The 17,036-nt window shown below is 66.7% G+C and carries 14 protein-coding genes; 8 read left to right on the forward strand and 6 right to left on the reverse strand.

Annotated features, from left to right (window positions below; translation table 11 throughout):
• Window positions 1-215 precede the first annotated feature (215 nt).
• Window positions 216-1,559 carry a spinster family MFS transporter gene (locus GTZ99_RS04510; RefSeq protein ID WP_161717118.1) on the forward strand — a complete coding sequence of 448 codons (1,344 nt, stop codon included), beginning with the start codon at window positions 216-218 and terminating at the stop codon, window positions 1,557-1,559.
• A 12-nt stretch (window positions 1,560-1,571) separates the two neighbouring features.
• Here GTZ99_RS04510 and GTZ99_RS04515 read toward each other — a convergent pair whose 3' ends face one another.
• Window positions 1,572-2,600, reverse strand: a complete 1,029-nt coding sequence (locus tag GTZ99_RS04515) for a LacI family DNA-binding transcriptional regulator (RefSeq protein WP_161717119.1) — start codon at window positions 2,598-2,600, stop codon at window positions 1,572-1,574.
• Window positions 2,601-2,686: 86 nt separating this feature from the next.
• On the reverse strand, window positions 2,687-4,279 hold the full coding sequence (locus tag GTZ99_RS04520) for a carboxylesterase/lipase family protein (RefSeq protein WP_161717120.1): 1,593 nt from the start codon (window positions 4,277-4,279) through the stop codon (window positions 2,687-2,689).
• Between the two features lie 250 nt (window positions 4,280-4,529).
• Between GTZ99_RS04520 and GTZ99_RS04525 the strand changes: the two genes are divergently transcribed.
• Window positions 4,530-6,152 carry a DUF1593 domain-containing protein gene (locus tag GTZ99_RS04525; protein WP_201742377.1) on the forward strand — a complete coding sequence of 541 codons (1,623 nt, stop codon included), beginning with the start codon at window positions 4,530-4,532 and terminating at the stop codon, window positions 6,150-6,152.
• Between the two features lie 4 nt (window positions 6,153-6,156).
• Here GTZ99_RS04525 and GTZ99_RS04530 read toward each other — a convergent pair whose 3' ends face one another.
• The 3 genes from GTZ99_RS04530 to GTZ99_RS04540 are packed head-to-tail and all read right to left on the reverse strand — an operon-like array spanning window position 6,157 to window position 9,486.
• Window positions 6,157-7,638: an FGGY family carbohydrate kinase gene (locus GTZ99_RS04530; protein ID WP_161717121.1), complete on the reverse strand. Its 1,482-nt coding sequence runs from the start codon at window positions 7,636-7,638 to the stop codon at window positions 6,157-6,159.
• Between the two features lie 7 nt (window positions 7,639-7,645).
• Entirely contained in the window at window positions 7,646-8,599 is a 954-nt protein-coding gene (locus tag GTZ99_RS04535) for a transketolase family protein (RefSeq protein WP_161717122.1), read from the reverse strand.
• Window positions 8,596-9,486: a transketolase gene (locus GTZ99_RS04540; protein WP_161717123.1), complete on the reverse strand. Its 891-nt coding sequence runs from the start codon at window positions 9,484-9,486 to the stop codon at window positions 8,596-8,598. Before GTZ99_RS04540 ends, GTZ99_RS04535 begins: the two co-directional genes overlap by 4 nt.
• Before the next feature lie 185 nt (window positions 9,487-9,671).
• Between GTZ99_RS04540 and GTZ99_RS04545 the strand changes: the two genes are divergently transcribed.
• From GTZ99_RS04545 to GTZ99_RS04570, 6 genes are read left to right on the forward strand one after another with little or no spacing between them, the layout of a single operon-like run.
• The gene (locus GTZ99_RS04545) at window positions 9,672-10,334 is read left to right on the forward strand and encodes a DUF2291 family protein (protein ID WP_161717124.1); all 663 of its coding nucleotides are present in this window, start codon (window positions 9,672-9,674) and stop codon (window positions 10,332-10,334) included.
• A complete protein-coding gene (locus GTZ99_RS04550; protein WP_227711159.1) occupies window positions 10,334-11,851 on the forward strand; it encodes a sugar ABC transporter ATP-binding protein in 1,518 nt (505 codons plus the stop codon). The genes GTZ99_RS04545 and GTZ99_RS04550 overlap by 1 nt, the downstream gene beginning before the upstream one ends.
• Before the next feature lie 40 nt (window positions 11,852-11,891).
• Window positions 11,892-12,941, forward strand: coding sequence for an ABC transporter permease (locus GTZ99_RS04555; RefSeq protein ID WP_201742378.1), 1,050 nt, complete (start codon window positions 11,892-11,894; stop codon window positions 12,939-12,941).
• A 5-nt stretch (window positions 12,942-12,946) separates the two neighbouring features.
• Window positions 12,947-13,774 (forward strand): DeoR/GlpR family DNA-binding transcription regulator, encoded by an 828-nt coding sequence (locus tag GTZ99_RS04560; RefSeq protein WP_161717634.1) that lies wholly within the window; start codon window positions 12,947-12,949, stop codon window positions 13,772-13,774.
• Window positions 13,775-13,794: 20 nt separating this feature from the next.
• Window positions 13,795-14,745: a D-ribose ABC transporter substrate-binding protein gene (locus GTZ99_RS04565; RefSeq protein WP_161717126.1), complete on the forward strand. Its 951-nt coding sequence runs from the start codon at window positions 13,795-13,797 to the stop codon at window positions 14,743-14,745.
• 39 nt (window positions 14,746-14,784) lie between these two features.
• A complete protein-coding gene (locus tag GTZ99_RS04570; RefSeq protein ID WP_161717127.1) occupies window positions 14,785-15,759 on the forward strand; it encodes a sugar phosphate isomerase/epimerase family protein in 975 nt (324 codons plus the stop codon).
• Between the two features lie 65 nt (window positions 15,760-15,824).
• On the opposite strand, the gene GTZ99_RS04575 is transcribed toward GTZ99_RS04570, so the two are convergent.
• Window positions 15,825-16,895, reverse strand: coding sequence for a 3,4-dihydroxy-2-butanone-4-phosphate synthase (locus GTZ99_RS04575; protein ID WP_227711103.1), 1,071 nt, complete (start codon window positions 16,893-16,895; stop codon window positions 15,825-15,827).
• Window positions 16,896-17,036: the final 141 nt, after the last annotated feature.

A 17,036-nucleotide genomic window follows, 5' to 3' on the forward strand; every position in this document is an offset into this window, starting at 1 on the left:
TGGATTATCGGTAAACTCAACCGCGCGACCTGTCGAGACGGATTGCGCCGAACCCCGCCATTTTCTGGGGGCGGTGCCGTAATTTTCCGCATGAATGGCGGATGTCGTGTTGACAATCGGTCGGGGCGGAGCGAGAAGTTGTGCCAGTTTAGGATAACGCTAAAATTGCCAAGAGTGCGCCGGGTATCCCCTGCCGCGCCCGGCAGGGAGCCGAGATGTCGCAAGCCCATACCGCAGAGCCTACCGCCGCACCCGAAACGCAACCGACCGGTGGCTTTGCCGCGTGGTGGGTGGCGATTGTGCTGATGCTGGCCAATACGCTGGCCTTTGTCGACCGTCAGGCGCTGGCGCTGCTGGTCCAGCCGATCAAGCGTGATCTGGCGATTTCGGACACGGCGATCAGCCTGCTCTATGGCCTCTCGTTCACGCTGTTTTATGTCGCGGTGGGCATTCCGATCGCGCGGCTGGCCGATCGCACCAACCGGCGCAATATCATTGCCGCCTCGGTCTTTGTCTGGAGCATCGCCACCAGCCTGTGCGGTCTGGCGCGCGGCTTTGCCTCGCTGTTTGCCGCCCGCGTGATGGTGGGCGCCGGTGAGGGCGGGTTGACGCCATCGGCCTATTCGTTGCTGTCCGATACCTTTCCCAAACAGCGCCTGCCGCTGGCGATGGGGATCTATCAGGTGGGGATCTATCTGGGCAGCGCGCTGGCGCTGGTGATCGGCGGGCTGATCTCGACGGTGATTCCGCCCAGCGAAACGGTGCTGCTGCCGGTGCTGGGCGCGCTAAAGGGGGGGCAGATCGTGTTCCTGCTGCTGGGCCTGCCGGGGCTGGTGCTGGCGCTGGTGATCCTGACCTTGCGCGAACCGGCGCGGGCCGGGGCCAGCGCCGGTGGTAAGGTCGAAAGCGTGCCCTTGGCCCAGTTCCTTGGTCATATGCGCGGTCGCTGGCAGGCCTATAGTGGGATCATGCTGGGCTTTGCGCTGATGATTTTGGTCGGCAATGGCACGGCGGTGTGGATCCCGGCCTTTTTCGAACGCAAATTCGGCTGGACCACGGCACAGGTCGGTTCGCTGTATGGCCCGGTGGTGTTCTTTTGCGGTACGGGCGGCGCGCTGATTGGCGGCTTTGTCGCTTCGTGGCTGCGGGCGCGCTGGGCGGCGCATGGCAATCTGGTCGCCTCGCTGGGCGGGCTGATCGCGCTGGTGCCGGTGACGATCGCCTTTCCGCTGATGTCGACGGCCTCATCCGCGCTGGCGCTGATCGGGCTGATGAATTTTCTGGCCGGGTTCAACTATGGCGGCGGGCTGTCCTCGTTGCAGGAACTGACGCCCAACCGGATGCGCGCGCAGGTGTCGGCCACCTATATGCTGGTGATCAACCTGATCGGCGCGGCGCTGGGGCCGACGCTGATGGCGCTGGTGACCGACTATTGGTTCCGCGATCCGCAGGCGCTGCCCTATGCGATTTCGATCGTGTCCTGCGTGGCTTCGCCGCTGGCGGTGGTGATGCTGTGGCTGGGCTTGCGCGATTATCGCCGCCATCAGGCGCAGGGCTGACCTGCCCCCAGGTCAGGCGCTTTCGCGCACCACCAGTTCGAACGGCATGCGCAACGCCTCTGCCGGGCCGGAAATGATGCCGCGCTGACGCTCGATCAGACGGCGGGTGGCAGCCTCGGCCATGGCCTCGACATCCTGCCGGATAGTGGTCAGCGGCGGCCAGATTTTCACCGCGATGGGCGCGTCATCAATCCCCACCACCGCCAGATCGGCGGGCATGCGCAGGCCGCGGCGGTGCGCCTGGGCGATCACGCCGGCGGCCATGTCGTCATTGCTGGCCAGAATGGCGGTGGGGGGCGTGGCGGCCGCCAACAGCACATCGGCCGCCGTCAGCCCGGAATCGAACGTGAAATCGCCCAGCGCCACCAGCGCGGGATCAATCGCCAAGCCCGCCTCGGCCAGCGCCGCGCCATAGCCTTCGAACCGCACGCGGCTGACCGAATGGGTGGCTGGCCCCATGACAAAGCCGATGCGGCGATGTCCGCGTGCCAGCAGATGGCGGGTGGCGGTGGCGGCGGCGGCTTTCTCGTCGATGCCGATGCTGTCCATGCCGGGCAGCGGGCGGTCACAGGCCATGGCCACCGCCGGCAGGTTCAGCCCGGCAAAGCCCGCATGGCCCGCCAGCAGATCATCATAGGGCGGTGCCAGCAGGATGGCGTTCGCGCCGCCCTTTTTCAGCTTGTCCACCGCGTCCAGCGCCTGTTCCACGGTGGGGGCGTCGCATTTGCGCAGGATCACCTGTGCCCCCGCGCGCGACGCGGCATTCAGCGCGCCCACCAGCATCGCCGACAGGAAGGCGTTGGAAGCATTGCGATAGACGATCCCCACCCGGCTGGCCTGCGCCGAGGCCAGCGAGCGCGCCGCCGTGTTCGGAACATAGCCCAGCTCCTCGACCGCGCGCAGCACGGCCTCGCGCGTTTCGGGGCGGACGTTTTTGGTGCCGTTCAGCGTGTGCGACACGGTCATCGCCGACACGCCGGCACGCTCTGCCACCGAACGGATGGTGACAGCAGCGGCGCTGCGTCTGGAACTACGGGTCATGGCCGGAAAAATGCCCCCTGCTGGCACGGATTGGGCGCAGCTAGGCCGCGCGCGCCCCGCTTGGCAAGAGGCATTTGGCCAAGCGGTCAGCCGCCTTGCAGAATGCGGCGCATCTGGCTGAGCGGATCGTTCTCGACATGGCTGGTCAGGTTGAAGATCATCGTCGCGCGGGTGGAGGCGTTATAGCGCGGCCATGGGGGAATAGCGGCGTGATCGGGCCGCCCCGTCCGGGCAAAGGCCACCCATGCCGGGTGCATCTGTGCCGAGAGCCGCGCCGGACCATCGCTGGGCCCGACGAAATTGCGCACATTGTCATAGGTGCCAAAGACAAAGGACAGTTCCAGCGCGTGGCTGGCCTTGAACGAACCGCCGCGCTCGGGCAGTTCCCAGTCCATGCGGTACATCCAGACCGGCGCGCCCTGCGGCAGCTTGCGCTCGGCCAGAGTGATCGCGTTCATCCAGAAGCTGCGCGCGCCCGCCACGATGACCGAGCGATAGCCGGGCGTATAATCCGGGTAGGCCGCCCGCACCGCCGGGATCAGCGCCTCTGCCTGCGCGGGATAGATGTCGCGGACATAGGCGGCGTGCTCGTCCTCGGTCTGGTTGCGGATCTTGGGATCGCCGATCAGGAACATGGTCATCTCGTCCTTGTTCGTGCCGATGATCAGCGGCACCGGGGCGGCCATGGCCTGCGCCACCGGGCTGAATGGCCCGCGCGGCAATTCGCGCCCGTCGATGCTGGGGACGAAACCGTCGATCAGGAAGCCCTTGGTCGCGGTGGATTTGACGGCGGCAATGGCCGCGTCCTGCGCGGCATAGACCTTGTCTGTGGGGACGGCGGCCAGCGCCGCGACATCGCCCGGCTTAACGCCCAGCTCTTGCGTCAGCGCCGCGCCCAGCCCCTGCGCATAGGCGCGCGGGGCGGCCTCCAGCATCGCGCCGCTCTGGATGATCGCCTTGTGGTACAGCCCCTTGGCCGAAGGCATCCCCAGCAGCAGCGACACCTTGGCCCCGCCGCCGCTTTCGCCAAAGATCGTCACATTGGCCGGATCGCCGCCAAAGCGGTCGATGTTGTCCCGCACCCAGCGCAGCGCCGCGACAATGTCCAGCATCCCGGCCAGCCCCGAGGAGGCATAATCCGGCCCCCAGCTGTCGGGCAGTTGGGTATAGCCAAAGACGTTCAGCCGGTGGTTGACCGACACCAGCACCACCCCGTCGCGGGCAAAGGCATCGCCCCAATAGGTCGGCCGGCTGGCCGCGCCGCCCGAAAAGCCGCCACCGTGCAGCCACACCATCACCGGCGCCTTTTTGGCGGCGGGCGGGGTCCATACGTTCAGGAACAGACAGTCTTCGCCATGGGTTTCATCGGCGGGCATGTCGGGCTGGCCGGGGGCCTGAATGGCGGCATTGCCAAATGTGCCCGCGTCCATGATGGCGCGGCTGGGGCGCAGCGGCTGGGGCGCGCGGAAACGCAGCCGCCCAACCGGCGGCGCGGCATAGCGCAGCCCCTTGAACACGCGCACGCCGCCCGCCAGCATCCGCCCACGCACCGGGCCCAGCCGGGTGGCCACCACCGGATCGGGTGCGACACCGGCCGCCAGCGCCGCGCGCGCGGCCAGTGTGGATGCGGCAGCGCCCGCCATCAGGGCGCGGCGGCTCAGGGAAAATCCGTTGCTCATGAATGCCTCTCCAATACATGTTGAGCGGGAAATGGGGGCATGGAGGCCGCGTGTGTCCGGGCGGATGCCGGGGTGGGCGGGCAGGACCTCTCCATGCGTTTATTATCGATTTCGGGTGGGATACGAAGCAAAACGAAATTCGTCAATTGTGTTTCATTGCCCGATTGTTTACGGATTGGCCCATGGATAACGCGGGGCCGCCGATGGCGCGGCCGGTGACGGGAGAGCGATTTTGGCACGGATGCAGGCGATGGCCGCAGGTTTGGCCGGTGTGGCCGTGGCGGGGCTGATGATGGGCCATGGCGCGATGGCGGGCGCAGCAACGCCCGCGCCCCAAACCGCGCCCAAGATGGCCGCGCCGATCTATCACCAGACCCCGCCGGGCGCGAAACCGCGCGTGGTGATCACCACCGATCCGGAACTGGATGACTTCAACTCGCTGCTGCGGTTTCTGCTCTATACGCCTGATTTCCGGGTCGAAGGGCTGATCTATGCCAGCAGCCAGTACCACTGGAAGGGCGATGGCAAGGGCACGCCGTTCGCGGTCAAGGGCCGCGAATATAACAGCGGCGGGGTGAACCTGTGCCCCTGTACCTCGTGGCGCTGGGCGCCGGGGGACCGGTTTATCGATGATGCGCTGGACGCCTATGCCCGCGCCTATCCCAACCTGCGCCTGCATGACCGTGCCTATCCCAGCCCGCAGGCGCTGCGGGCGCGGGTGCGCTGGGGCAATGTGGCGTTTGATGGCGACATCAGCGCCGATACCCCCGGCAGCCGCCTGATCGAGCGCCTGTTGCTGGATGCTGACCCCGCGCCGGTGTATCTGCACGCATGGGGTGGGCATTCGACCATTGCCCGCGCGTTGAAGGCGATCGAGGAGCGTTATCAGCACACCCCTCAATGGCCCGCCATCCGCGCCAAGGTGGTGGCCAAGGCGGTGATCCAGCCTTCGGGCGATCAGGATGATACCTATGCCACCTATATCAAGCCGCACTGGCCCGAGATCCGCTTCATGAAGCAGGAGGGTGCGGTCAGCCTGGGCTATCTCTCGCAACTGACACAGCACCCGCAGGATGCGGCGTTGTTGGGGGCGGATTGGACGCGGGCCAATATCTCGGCGCGCGGGGCGATGGGGGCGGCCTATCGCGTGTGGGGCGATGGGCGGCAAATGGTGCCGGGCGACACGTTCGACTATTTCGGCATCCCGGGCAAAACGGCCAAGCAACTGATCGCCGAAGGATATCACGTCTGGTCGCCAGTCTTTGCCCCCGGATCATTCATCAGCGAGGGCGATACGCCCACCTTCCTCAACCTGATCGACAATGGCCTGCGCGCCTATCGCCCCGACAGCTTTGGCGGCTGGGGCGGGACTTTGGTGCCGGGGGACGAATACAAGCCGTTTGGCGCGCCGCCCGCCGTGCGCGCGGCCGTGCGCGCCTTGATCGAGGACCCGGCCGCCCATGTGGAACTGCCGCCCGTGCCGCGCCATCCGTTCATGGCGGCGGCGCAGAATGACTTTGCCGCGCGTCTGGCGTGGAGTGTCACCCCGCGTTACGCCGGGGCCAACCATGCTCCGCGTGTGGCGGTACAGGGCGCGCGGGCGATGACGGTGCGCGCCGGGCAGGCGTTGCCTTTGCGCGCGACCACCAGCGATCCTGACGGCAACCGTGTGGCTTTGCGCTGGTGGCCCTATGCGGCGGCGGGCAGCTATCGCGGCGATGGCGCGGGGTTGAGCGGTGAGGGCGCCGCGCCCGCCCTGCGCGTGCCGCAGGACGCCAAGCCGGGCCAGACGATCCACCTGATCGTCGAGGCCACCGACAATGGCGTGCCCGCGATGACCCGCTATGACCGGGTGGTGTTGACGGTGCGGTAAGCGTTCAGCGGCGGGCGCGGGCGATGGCCTGCGCCCATTGCGTGCGGGCGGCCTGACGTGCGGCATCGGGCAGGGCGGGGGAGAACACGCGCTCCTTGGCCACGGCGCTGGCGGCAATGGGCTGGCCGCAGCCTTGGGCCGCCATCATCGCCGCGCCCAAGGCGCTGAGCTCCGTCTGCGAGGGGCGTTCGACCACCCGGCCGGTGACATCGGCCAGCATCTGCATCAAGGCGTCATTGCGCGCCGCGCTGCCATCGACACAGATCGCGGCGATGGGATGGCCCAGATCGGCCTCGATCGCGGCGACGACATCGCCGATCTGATGGGCGATGGCCTCCAGAATGGCGCGGGCGATATGGGCGGGGGTGGAGCCCAGCGACAGGCCGCACAGCATCCCGCGCGCATCGGCATCCCAATGCGGCGCACCCAGACCCGCCAGCGCGGGGACAAATACCACGCCATCGCTGTCGGCAACGCTCATCGCCAGATCGCTGAGCGCCTCTGGCCCCGACAGGCCCAGCATCCGCGCGCCAAAGGCGGCGGCATGGCCCGACACGGTGATATTGCCTTCCAGCGCATAGGTGGTGGCATTGCCCTGCCGCCAAGCCACCGTGCCCGACAGGCCATGGGTGGAATGTGCCCGCGTGGCCGTGGGGCACATTAGCGACGATCCGGTGCCCAGCGTCACCTTGACCCGGCCGGGGGCGGTGATGGCGTGGCCAAACAATGCGGCGTGGCTGTCGCCCATCATCGCGTGGATGGGGATGCCATCGGGCAACCCGGCAAAACCGCCCGCGGTATCGCCAAACAGCGCGTCACTGGCGCGGATCTGGGGCAGGATGGCACGCGGCACGCCAAACAGGGCGCACAGTTCATCGCTCCATTCGCCGCGATCCAGATCGCACAATTGCGTGCGCGCGGCGTTGCTGGTGTCGGTGGCGTGGGATGCGCCGCCCGTCAGGTGCCACAACAGCCAGCTGTCGATGGTGCCCGCGCGCAAATGGCCGGCCGCCAACAGATCACCCGCGCCCGTCACATGGTCGATCAGCCAGCGCAGCTTTCCGGCGGAAAACAGTGGGTCCAGGCCAAGGCCACTGAGCGTCTCGATCCGGGCAGCGTGGCCATCGGCCTGCAACGTGGCGCACAAAGGCGCGCTGCGGCGGCATTGCCAGATGGGGGCGGGGGCAATCGGCGCGCCGTCGCGCGCGTCCCATGCCACCACGGTTTCGCGCTGGTTTGAAATGCCGATGGCGCGGATATCGGCCTGTGGCGCGGCGGAGGTGGCGGCGCGAATGGCCGCCGCCACGCTGTCGCGGATCGCGGTGGCGTCACTCTCCGCCCAGCCGGGGCGGGGGTGACTGACCCCGGTGGGTACCGATCCGCTGGACAGGATCACCCCGTCCAGCGCCACGATCAGCGCCTTGGTATTGGTCGTGCCCTGATCGATGGTCAGGATCGCGGGAACCGTCACCGCCGGGGTCGCCATGTGCCGATCAGCCCTGCACCAGCGCGCGCACGCTGGCGGCGATGTTGCTGGCACTCAGCCCGGCGCGCTCCATCAGGAATTCGGCCGAACCGGTGGGCTGGAACCCGGCAAAGCCCAGGATCTTCATCCGGCAGGGGGTGTTCTGGCTGACGATCTCGGCCACCGCGCTGCCCAGACCGCCGCGCACGGAATGCTCTTCGGCGGTGACGATGGCGCCGGTCTTGGCGGCTTCCAGAATGGCGGCCTCGTCGATGGGGGACATCGAGGCCATGTTGATCACGCGGGCGTTGATGCCCTGCGCGGCCAGTTCGGCGGCCGCCTCCAGCGCGCGGCACACCACGGTGCCATTGGCGATGATCGCGGCGTCATTGCCCTGATGCAGCACCTCGGCCTTGCCGATTTCGAACACGGCGTCGGCGGGGCGGGGCAGGGCGGGGACGCCCATGCGGCTGATGCGGACGAACACCGGGCCGTCCATGGCGGCGGCGGCGCGGATCGCCTGCTCGGTTTCCCACGGGTCGGCGGGGACCAGCACGGTGATGTCGCCCATGGTGCGCAACCACGCCACATCCTCGATCGAATGGTGCGTCGGGCCCAATTCGCCATAGGCCACGCCGCTGGAAATGCCGCAAAGCTTGACGTTGGCCTGCGAATAGGCGCAGTCCGCCTTGACCTGCTCCAGCGAGCGGCCCGTCAGGAAGCATGAGGCGCCCGAGACAAAGGCGATCTTGCCGCCATTGGCCAGACCCGCGCCCACGCCCACCATGTTCTGTTCGGCGATGCCGACATTGATCAGGCGGGTGGGGAATTTGTCACGGAAACCGCCCAGCTTGCTGGAGCCAACGCTGTCGTTGACCACGGCGACGATGCGGTCGTCATCGGCGCCCAGCGCTTCGAGCGTTTTGACATAGGCGTCGCGGCAATCAAACAGGCCCTGTGCCTGGGGTGCGGGGCTGCTCATGCCTCCAGTTCCTTCATCGCTTGTTCGAATTGTTCGGCATTGGGCACACCATGGTGCCAGCTGGCCTTGTTTTCCATATAGGAAACGCCCTTGCCCTTGACCGTGTTGGCGATGATGCACAGCGGCCGGTCGCGGCTGATCGAGCCGTCCAGCAGCGGCAACAGCGCTTCGATGTCATGGCCATCCACCTCGACCACGTCCCAGCCAAAGGCGCGCCATTTGGCGTCCAGCGGGTCCAGCGCCACGGTGTCCTCGGTCGAGGCGCCCTGTTGCAGGCGGTTGCGATCGACGATCAGCGTCAGGTTCGACAGCTTGCGGTGGCCGGCGGTCATGGCCGCTTCCCAATTGCTGCCTTCCTGCAATTCGCCATCGCCCGTGATGACAAACACGCGGTAATCGGCCGCGTCGATCTGTCCGGCAATGGCGATGCCCACCGCCACGGGCAGACCATGGCCCAGCGGGCCGGTGTTGGTCTCGACGCCGGGGATCTTGTTGCGGTTGGGGTGGCCGTTCAGCGCCGAGAGCGGCTGCATATAGGTGGAGAGCTGTTCTTCCGGGAAGTAGCCCGCCTTGGCCAGCGTGCTGTAAAGTGCGCCGGTGGCATGGCCCTTGGACAGGATGAAGCGGTCGCGGGTGGGCAGGCGCGGGTTGGCCGGATCATAGCGCATCGCGTCGAAATACAGCGTGGCCAGCACATCGGTGGCCGACAGATCGCCGCCGGGGTGGCCCTGACGGGCTTCGAACACCATGCGCAACGCGCGGCGGCGCACCCAACGGGCCATGTCGCGGACATGCGCGGCGCGCTCGGCCAATGGTGCGGCGCGCTCGGCCAATGGTGCGGCGCGCTCGGCCAGGCTGGTGGAGGGGCGCTCCTGGGCATCAGACATGAGGATGGTTCTCCCTTTCTTGCCGCGCGCCTTACGTCAAACGAAAGGTCGCGGCAAGCGTGCTGCTTTCGATTTTTTCGTTTTACTTTCTTTTTTGCGCAATCGCCCTTGTGGGGGCGGCGCAAACGCGCTAGTCGCCACACAGAGAGAAGCGATAACGGCAATATATCGCAAGGAGAGGCAGTGTGTCTGGCAAAAAGCGCAGGGTTTGGCATGGCTTGCGTTGCGCGGTGCTGGTGGCGGGCGTGGGCCTGCTGGGCGGCTGCAAGATCCTGACAATCGAGGAAGATCGCGCCCGCAAGGCGCAGGTGGGCGGTACGTTTGACGCGGCCGCGCAGGTGGATGCGGCTTGGGCGGCCAAGGTGCTGCCCGCGTTGCAGGCCGCCGCCGTGCCCTTGCGCGATGTACAGGCGCAGGCCGCCGCCGGAACGCTGGACGCCTATGGTGCGGCGCATGGGCGGCGCGGGATGGATGACGCGCCCTACAGTTTTGCCGTCACGGGTGAGGGGCAGGTGGTCTCGATCGATCGGGTCAATCCCAATGGCGTGATGGTGTTGCGCGTGGATGGCGTGGGCGATGTGCGGCTGATGCTTGGCCCGGTGCTGCTGAGCACGGCGGTGCGCGATGCGGTGCCGATGTTTGATTTCAACAGCCTGCCCGATCAGATGGCCTATGGCGCGGTGGCGCGGGCGATGAACCTGCGGGCGATGGCGGGGATTGCCCCGGCCTTGCAGGGCGTGGTGCCGGGGGCAAGGGTAAGCTTTACCGGGGCGGTGCAGGCATCGGGCGATCAAGGCGCGTGGCAGGTGGTGCCGGTGCAACTGGCCCGCGCACGGGGCGGCGCGTGATGCGCCCGCTGATGCGCGCGGCGGGCGTGGTCAAACGCTATGGCGCGGTGACCGCGCTGCATGGCGTGGATTTTGACCTGATGCCCGGTGAGGTGCATGTCCTAATTGGTGAGAATGGCGCGGGCAAATCGACGCTGATGCGCATTCTGGCCGGCATTGAATCCCCGACCGAGGGCGCGTTGTATCTGGACGAAGCCCCCGTGCGGCTGAACGGCGTGCGCGATGCGGCCGCGCGCGGGATCGGCATGGTGCACCAGGAATTGAACCTGTGCCCGAACCTGAGTGTGGCGGAAAACATCTTTCTGTGCGGCACGGGCGCGGAAAAAGGCGGCGTGCTGAACCGCGCGCATGAGCGGGAGCTGGCCGCGCGGGTGCTGGCGCGGCTGCGGCAGAACATCGACCCGGATCGCCGTGTCGATACGCTGAGCATCGGTGAGCAGCAGATCGTCGAGATCGCCAAGGCGCTGGCCGAGGATTGCCGCGTGCTGATTCTGGATGAACCGACATCGGCGTTGAGCGAGGCCGAGGTCGAGGTCTTGTTCGAGGTCATCGCCGACCTGAAGGCGGCGGGTGTCGGGCTGGTCTATATCTCGCACCGGCTGGAGGAATTGCTGCGCGTGGGCGACCGCATCACCGTCATGCGCGATGGCCAGGTGGTGGCGCGCACCGATGTGGCGCAGGCCTCGGTGGCGTGGATTGTCGAACAGATGCTGGGCGAGGAGGGCCGGTTGGCCCGCGCGCCGGCCAAGGCTGATGATGGCCCGGTGGTGCTGGAACTGTCGGGCATCGCGCGGCGGCGCGACCGGGTGTCGGCGGCGCTGGAGGGCGTGGATCTGACGGCGCGGGCGGGCACGATCCTGTGCCTGTACGGCCTGCTGGGGTCTGGCCGGACGGAACTGCTGGAGGTCGCGTTTGGTGCGCGCCGGGCCGATGCTGGGCAGGTGCGTCTGGCGGGGCAGGACATCACCGCCCTGCCGCTGGACCGGCGGGTGGAACGCGGCCTGTTGTTCGTGTCCGAGGACCGCAAGGCGCAGGGCATTTTCGCCAATCTGGATGTGGGGCAGAATATCTCGCTGTCCGATCTGGCGCGGATGGCGCGGCGCGGGGTGATCGCCCCGGCGCAGGAAGCGGGCGTGGTGCAACGCATGATCGCCCGGTTGGGGGTGAAAACTGCCTCTGCCGCGTCGCCGATTACCGCGCTGTCGGGCGGCAATCAGCAAAAGGCGCTGATCGGGCGGGCGCTGTTGCCCGGTCCTGTGGCGCTGTTGCTGGATGAGCCAACGCGCGGCATTGATGTGGGCGCGCGGGCCGAAATTTTTGCCACGATCCGCCAATTGGCGGCCGATGGGCTGGCGGTGGTGTTCACCTCGTCCGACGTACAGGAAGCGCTGGCCATCGCCGACCGCATCGTCGTCATGTCGCGCGGGCAGATCACGCTGGATGCGCCGGCCGATGCCTGTGACGAGGGCGCGCTGTACACGGCGGCCAATCGCGCCAATCCGGGAGTGGCCGCATGACCCCCCGTTTCTCCATTCATTTCATCAGGATGATCGCATCGTGACGCAGGCTGCGCAGAACATCGGAACCGCAGGGGCGGGGCAGGCCACCGCCGGGCAGGTTACGCCGGGCATGGCGCTGTTGCTGCAATTCCGCACGCTGGTGGCGCTGGCGCTGGTGATCGGCATCTTTGCCGTGCTGGCGCCCAACTTCCTGACGCTGGCCAATGCGTTGATCATGCTGAAGCATATCGCGATCATCGCCATTCTGGCGATCGGCATGACCTTTGTCATCCTGACTGGCGGGATTGACCTGTCGGTGGGATCGGTGGCGGGGCTGGCCGGGATGGTGGCTGGCGCGCTGATCCTCAACGGCCTGCCGCTGACGGCGCTGGGCTATGTCATCTATCCCTCGGTGCCGCTGGTGGTGGGGATGGTGCTGGTGCTGGGCGTGGGGCTGGGGCTGTTCAATGGCCTGCTGGTCACGCGGTTTCAGGTCGCGCCGTTTATCGCCACGCTGGGCACGCTGTATATCGCGCGCGGGGCGGCGATGCTGATGTCGGACGGGGCAACATTCCCCAATCTGGTGGGCAGCGCGGATCTGGGCAATCTGGGCTTTGGCTGGCTGGGCGCGGGGCGGATGCTGGGCGTGCCGGTGCCGGTGTGGATTTTGGCCGGGCTGGCCGCGGCTGCGGCGTGGGTGGCGGGTGCCACCACCTTTGGCCGCCGCGTCTATGCCGTGGGCGGCAGCGAGCGCGCCGCGCTGTTGTCGGGCGTGCGGGTGCCGCGCATCAAATATGCCGTTTACGCGATTTCGGGCGGGATGGCGGCGCTGGTGGGGATGCTGGTGGCGTCCGATCTGGTGGCGGCGCATCCCGCGTCGGGGGAATCGTTTGAACTGTCGGCGATTGCCGCCGTGGTGCTGGGCGGTACCTCGCTGGCCGGAGGGCGCGGGACGATTGGCGGCACGCTGATCGGCGCCTGTGTGATTGGTGTGCTGGGCGATGGGATGGTCATGGTCGGAATCAGCGAATTCTGGCAGATGGTGATCAAGGGCGCGGTGATTATCGCCGCGGTGGTACTTGATCGTCTGCAGGAAAGGCTTGGTTGAAGACTATGGCGCAGGACAAGCGTGGCGAAGGTGTGAGCGCGGACAATGCGCGGCGGCAGGACGGCAGCGCCCGTTTTGCCGAAGGGCGCCGCGCCGAAATTCTGGAATGGATCCGCGAGGAAGGCAGCGCCCGTGTGCGCGATCTGGCCAAGGCCTTTGCCGTGTCCGAAGTGACCATTCGGCAGGATCTGGAGCGGCTGGAGACCGATGGCCAGATCGAGCGTGTGCATGGCGGGGCTTTTCTGAAATCCGTGCCGCAACAGGTGCGCGCCATGGCGTTGCAGCACCACGAGAACATGGAGGCCAAGCACCGCATCGGGCAGGCTGGCGCCGCGCTGGTGCAGGATGGCGAGACGATCATTCTGGATTCGGGCTCGACCACCACGCAGGTTGCCGCCCATCTGCTGGAGCGGCGCGACCTGACGGTGATCACCAATGGGCTGAACATGGCGCTGTTGCTGGGCGCGCAGCCTTCGATCACGGTGCATATGCCCGGCGGTCAGTTCAAGGCGCCCACCCTGTCGGTCAGCGGCGAGGGCTCGGCGGACTATTTCCACGGCCTGTTTGTCAAACGGCTGTTTCTGGCGGCGGCGGCTGTCTCGATTGAGGAGGGGATGACCATTCCCTCGCTGGCCGACATTCCGATCAAGCGGGCGATGATCGCCAGCGCGGAAAAGGTCTATCTGGTGGTCGACAGCAGCAAGATCGGCCGCCGTTCGTTTTCATCGGTCGGGCCGATCAGTCTGATCCACGCCCTGATCACCGACAATGGCATCTCGGCCGAGGACAAGGCCCGGTTCGAGGATGCTGGGATAGAGGTCATCATTGCATGAATGTCTGGGCTGGCGCGAAGATGAAGCTGTGGGCCTTGCTGGCCGCTGTGGTGGCGGTGGCAGGCTTTGCCCTGTGGGGCGGCGGCGGGCAGGCTGGCTCGCGGTTGATCGTCATCATCACGCCATCGCTGGACAATCCCTTTTTCGGGCAGGAAGCCGCCGGCGCCGAGGCGCGGGCCAAGCAATTGGGCTATGAAACGCTGACCTTTTCGCACGGGGATGACGCGTTCAAGCAGAGCGAGTTGATCGACACCGCCATCGCCCGCAATGCGGCCGCGATCGTTCTGGACAACGCCGGGGCCGAAGCCAGCGTGGCCGCCGTGCAAAAGGCCCGCAATGCCGGTATCGCCGTCATCCTGATCGACCGCGAAATCGCCGCGCGCGGCATCGCCACCGCCCAGATCGTCTCGAACAATTATCAGGGCGCGATGCTGGGCGGGCAGGCCTTTGCCGAGGCGATGGGCGGCAAGGGCCCCTATGTCGAGCTGGTCGGCAAGGAGAGCGACACCAACGCCAACGTCCGTTCGCGCGGGTTCCACGAGGTGCTGGACCAATATCCCGGCCTGAAGCTGACCGCGCGCCAATCGGCCAATTGGAGCCAGTCCGAAGCCTTTACCAAGGTGCAGTCGATCCTGCAGGCCCACCCCGAGATCAAGGGCGTGATCGCGGGCAATGACACCATGGCGATGGGCGCTGTGGCGGCGTTGCAGGGGGCGGGACGTGCCGATGTGGTGGTCGTGGGCTTTGACGGGTCGAACGACGTGCGCGACGCGATCCGCGATGGCAAAGCGGTCGCCACCGTGCTGCAACCGGCCTATCGTCAGGCCCAATATGCCGTCGAACTGGCCGACCGTTTCCTGAAAACCGGCAGCACCGGCATGCCTGAAAAGCTGATCATGGACTGCATCCTGATCACCCGCGCCAATGCCGCCCGGCTCAAGGATTTTGCCCTGCAACCGGGCGCGCGCTGAACCTTTCCCTTCCTTCCTTTCCCCCCAATGAGGACCGCAATGAGCAAGCTGACTTTTGGTGCCGGCATCTGGCACTTTGCCACCTATGTCGACCGTTACGCCACCGATGGCTATGGTCCGGCCAAGTCGTTGATCGAGATGATCGATCTGGCGGGGCAGGTGCGGGATCTGTCGGTCGTGGACATCAACGCCCCGTGGAGCTCGGATGTCTCGGTCGAGGCGGTCGAGCAGGCGCTGGCCCGCAACAACCTGTCGGTGATCGGCATCACGCCCGAAATCTATACCCGTCAATTTGCCAAGGGCGCCTTTACCAATCCGGACGCGGGCGTGCGCCGCGCCGCCAACGAATTGTGCAACGATGCGGCCAATCTGGTCCGCCGTCTTGGCGCCAGCTATGTGAAGCTGTGGCCGGGGCAGGATGGCTGGGACTACCCGTTCCAGGTTGACCACCGCACCCAATGGCGCCGCTCGATCGAGGGTATCGCCGAACTGGCCAGCCAGAACCCCGATCTGAAATTCGTGATCGAATACAAGCCGCGCGAGCCGCGCGTGCATATGAGCTATTCCTCGGTCGCGCGCACGCTGCTGGGGATCGAGGCGATGGGCCTGCCTAATGTCGGCATCCTGCTGGACTTTGGCCATGCGCTGTTTGGCGGGGAAAGTCCGGCCGATTCGGCGCAATTGGCGATCGACCATGGCCGCCTGTTCGGCATGGACGTGAACGACAATCTGAGAAGCTGGGACGATGACATGGTGGCCGGCACCGTCCATCCGATCGAGCTGTTCGAGTTCTTCTACACCCTGCGCAAGAACAATTGGGAAGGCGTGTGGCAGCTGGACCAGTTCCCCTTCCGCGAGGATTGCGTCGAGGCGGCCGACATGGCGATCGACTTCCTGAAACATATTGATGCCGCGCTCGACCGTCTGGACTTTGCCGAGATGCAGGACGCGCAGGACCGCCATGATGCGCTGACGGCGCAAAAATTGGCGCGCAAGGCGTTGTTTGGCGTCTAAACGGGCGAGAAATCGCAAATAAACGAAAGGGCGGGCCGGTTGGCTCGCCCTTTTGCCTGTGGCGGTCAGGCGCTCGTGCGCAGCCCCTGTTGCCCGACAATCCGCAGCCCATAGGCAGCCAGCGCCAGCGGATCGACCGCCCGGTCGCTGAGCAAGGTCAGTGCCTGCACCCCCAGATCGGCCAACACTTCGGCGCCGATGCCATGATCGCGCAGGGCGGTGACGGGCAGGGTGGGAGCGGCGGGCAGATCGGGATGGATCAGCACGATCACGCCGCCACCGGCCGCCGCAATCGCTGCCATGGCCATCGGGATCAGCCCCTGACGCGGGCCGCATTCGTGCAACATGTCGGCCAGTGGATCGGCCACGTGGATGCGCACCAGCGTGGGGTGATCGGGCGCAACCCGCCCCTTGATCAGCGCGGTGGCGTGCGGATGGCCGGTGCGGTTACGGTATTGGCGCAAGGTCCAAACGCCGTGCCCGGCGCTTTCCATCCGCCGTTCCTCGACGCAATCCAGCAGGCGGTCGTGCTGACGGCGATAGGCGATCAGGCTGCGGATCGACACCAGCGGCAGGCCATGCAAACGCGCGAATGCGTCCAATTCCAGCCGGTTGGCGACATTGCCCTGCGCGTTCAATATCTGGCAGGTGACAGCCGCTTCGCCGCCGGCCCAACTGGCCAGATCAACCGCCGCCTCGGCCAGGCCAGCGCGGGCCAGCACTCCGCCCGGCCGCGCCAACAGCGGCGTGACATGGCCGGGCATCCGTACAGCAAAGGCATCAGCATCGGGCGCGATCGCGGCGGCGATGGTTTGCGCGCGCCCCTGCGCCGAAACGGGATGCGCGGTCAACGTCGCGCCGTCGATCGGCGGCAGGAACGCCGTGCCATGGCGGGCGCCATTGCCACCCGGAATGGGTTGCAGCCCCAACCGGGCCGCCCGCGCCGCGCTGATGCACAGGCATGGCAATCCGCGCGCCTGACGCAGCATCAGGTTGACCGCCGCATCATCGGCATGCTGGGCCGCGATCACCATATGGCCGCCGCTTTCGCGTGCTTCGTCATCGATCAGGATGGCCATGCGTCCGTCCAGCAACAGGCGTGCGACATGGTTATCCGGGGCATGCGGTGCGGGCATCATCGGCCATCCCATCCAACGCGCGGGGCCAGTGTGCGGGGAGATCCGCCGCTGCCTTCGTTTGCGCAAGTTAATGGGGTCATAGTCATGTGATACATAAAGGCAACAGCTTTCGCTTTCTTTCGATTGCCCATTGTGGAT

The organism is Novosphingobium ovatum (genome assembly GCF_009909235.1).
Classification (GTDB): domain Bacteria; phylum Pseudomonadota; class Alphaproteobacteria; order Sphingomonadales; family Sphingomonadaceae; genus Novosphingobium; species Novosphingobium ovatum.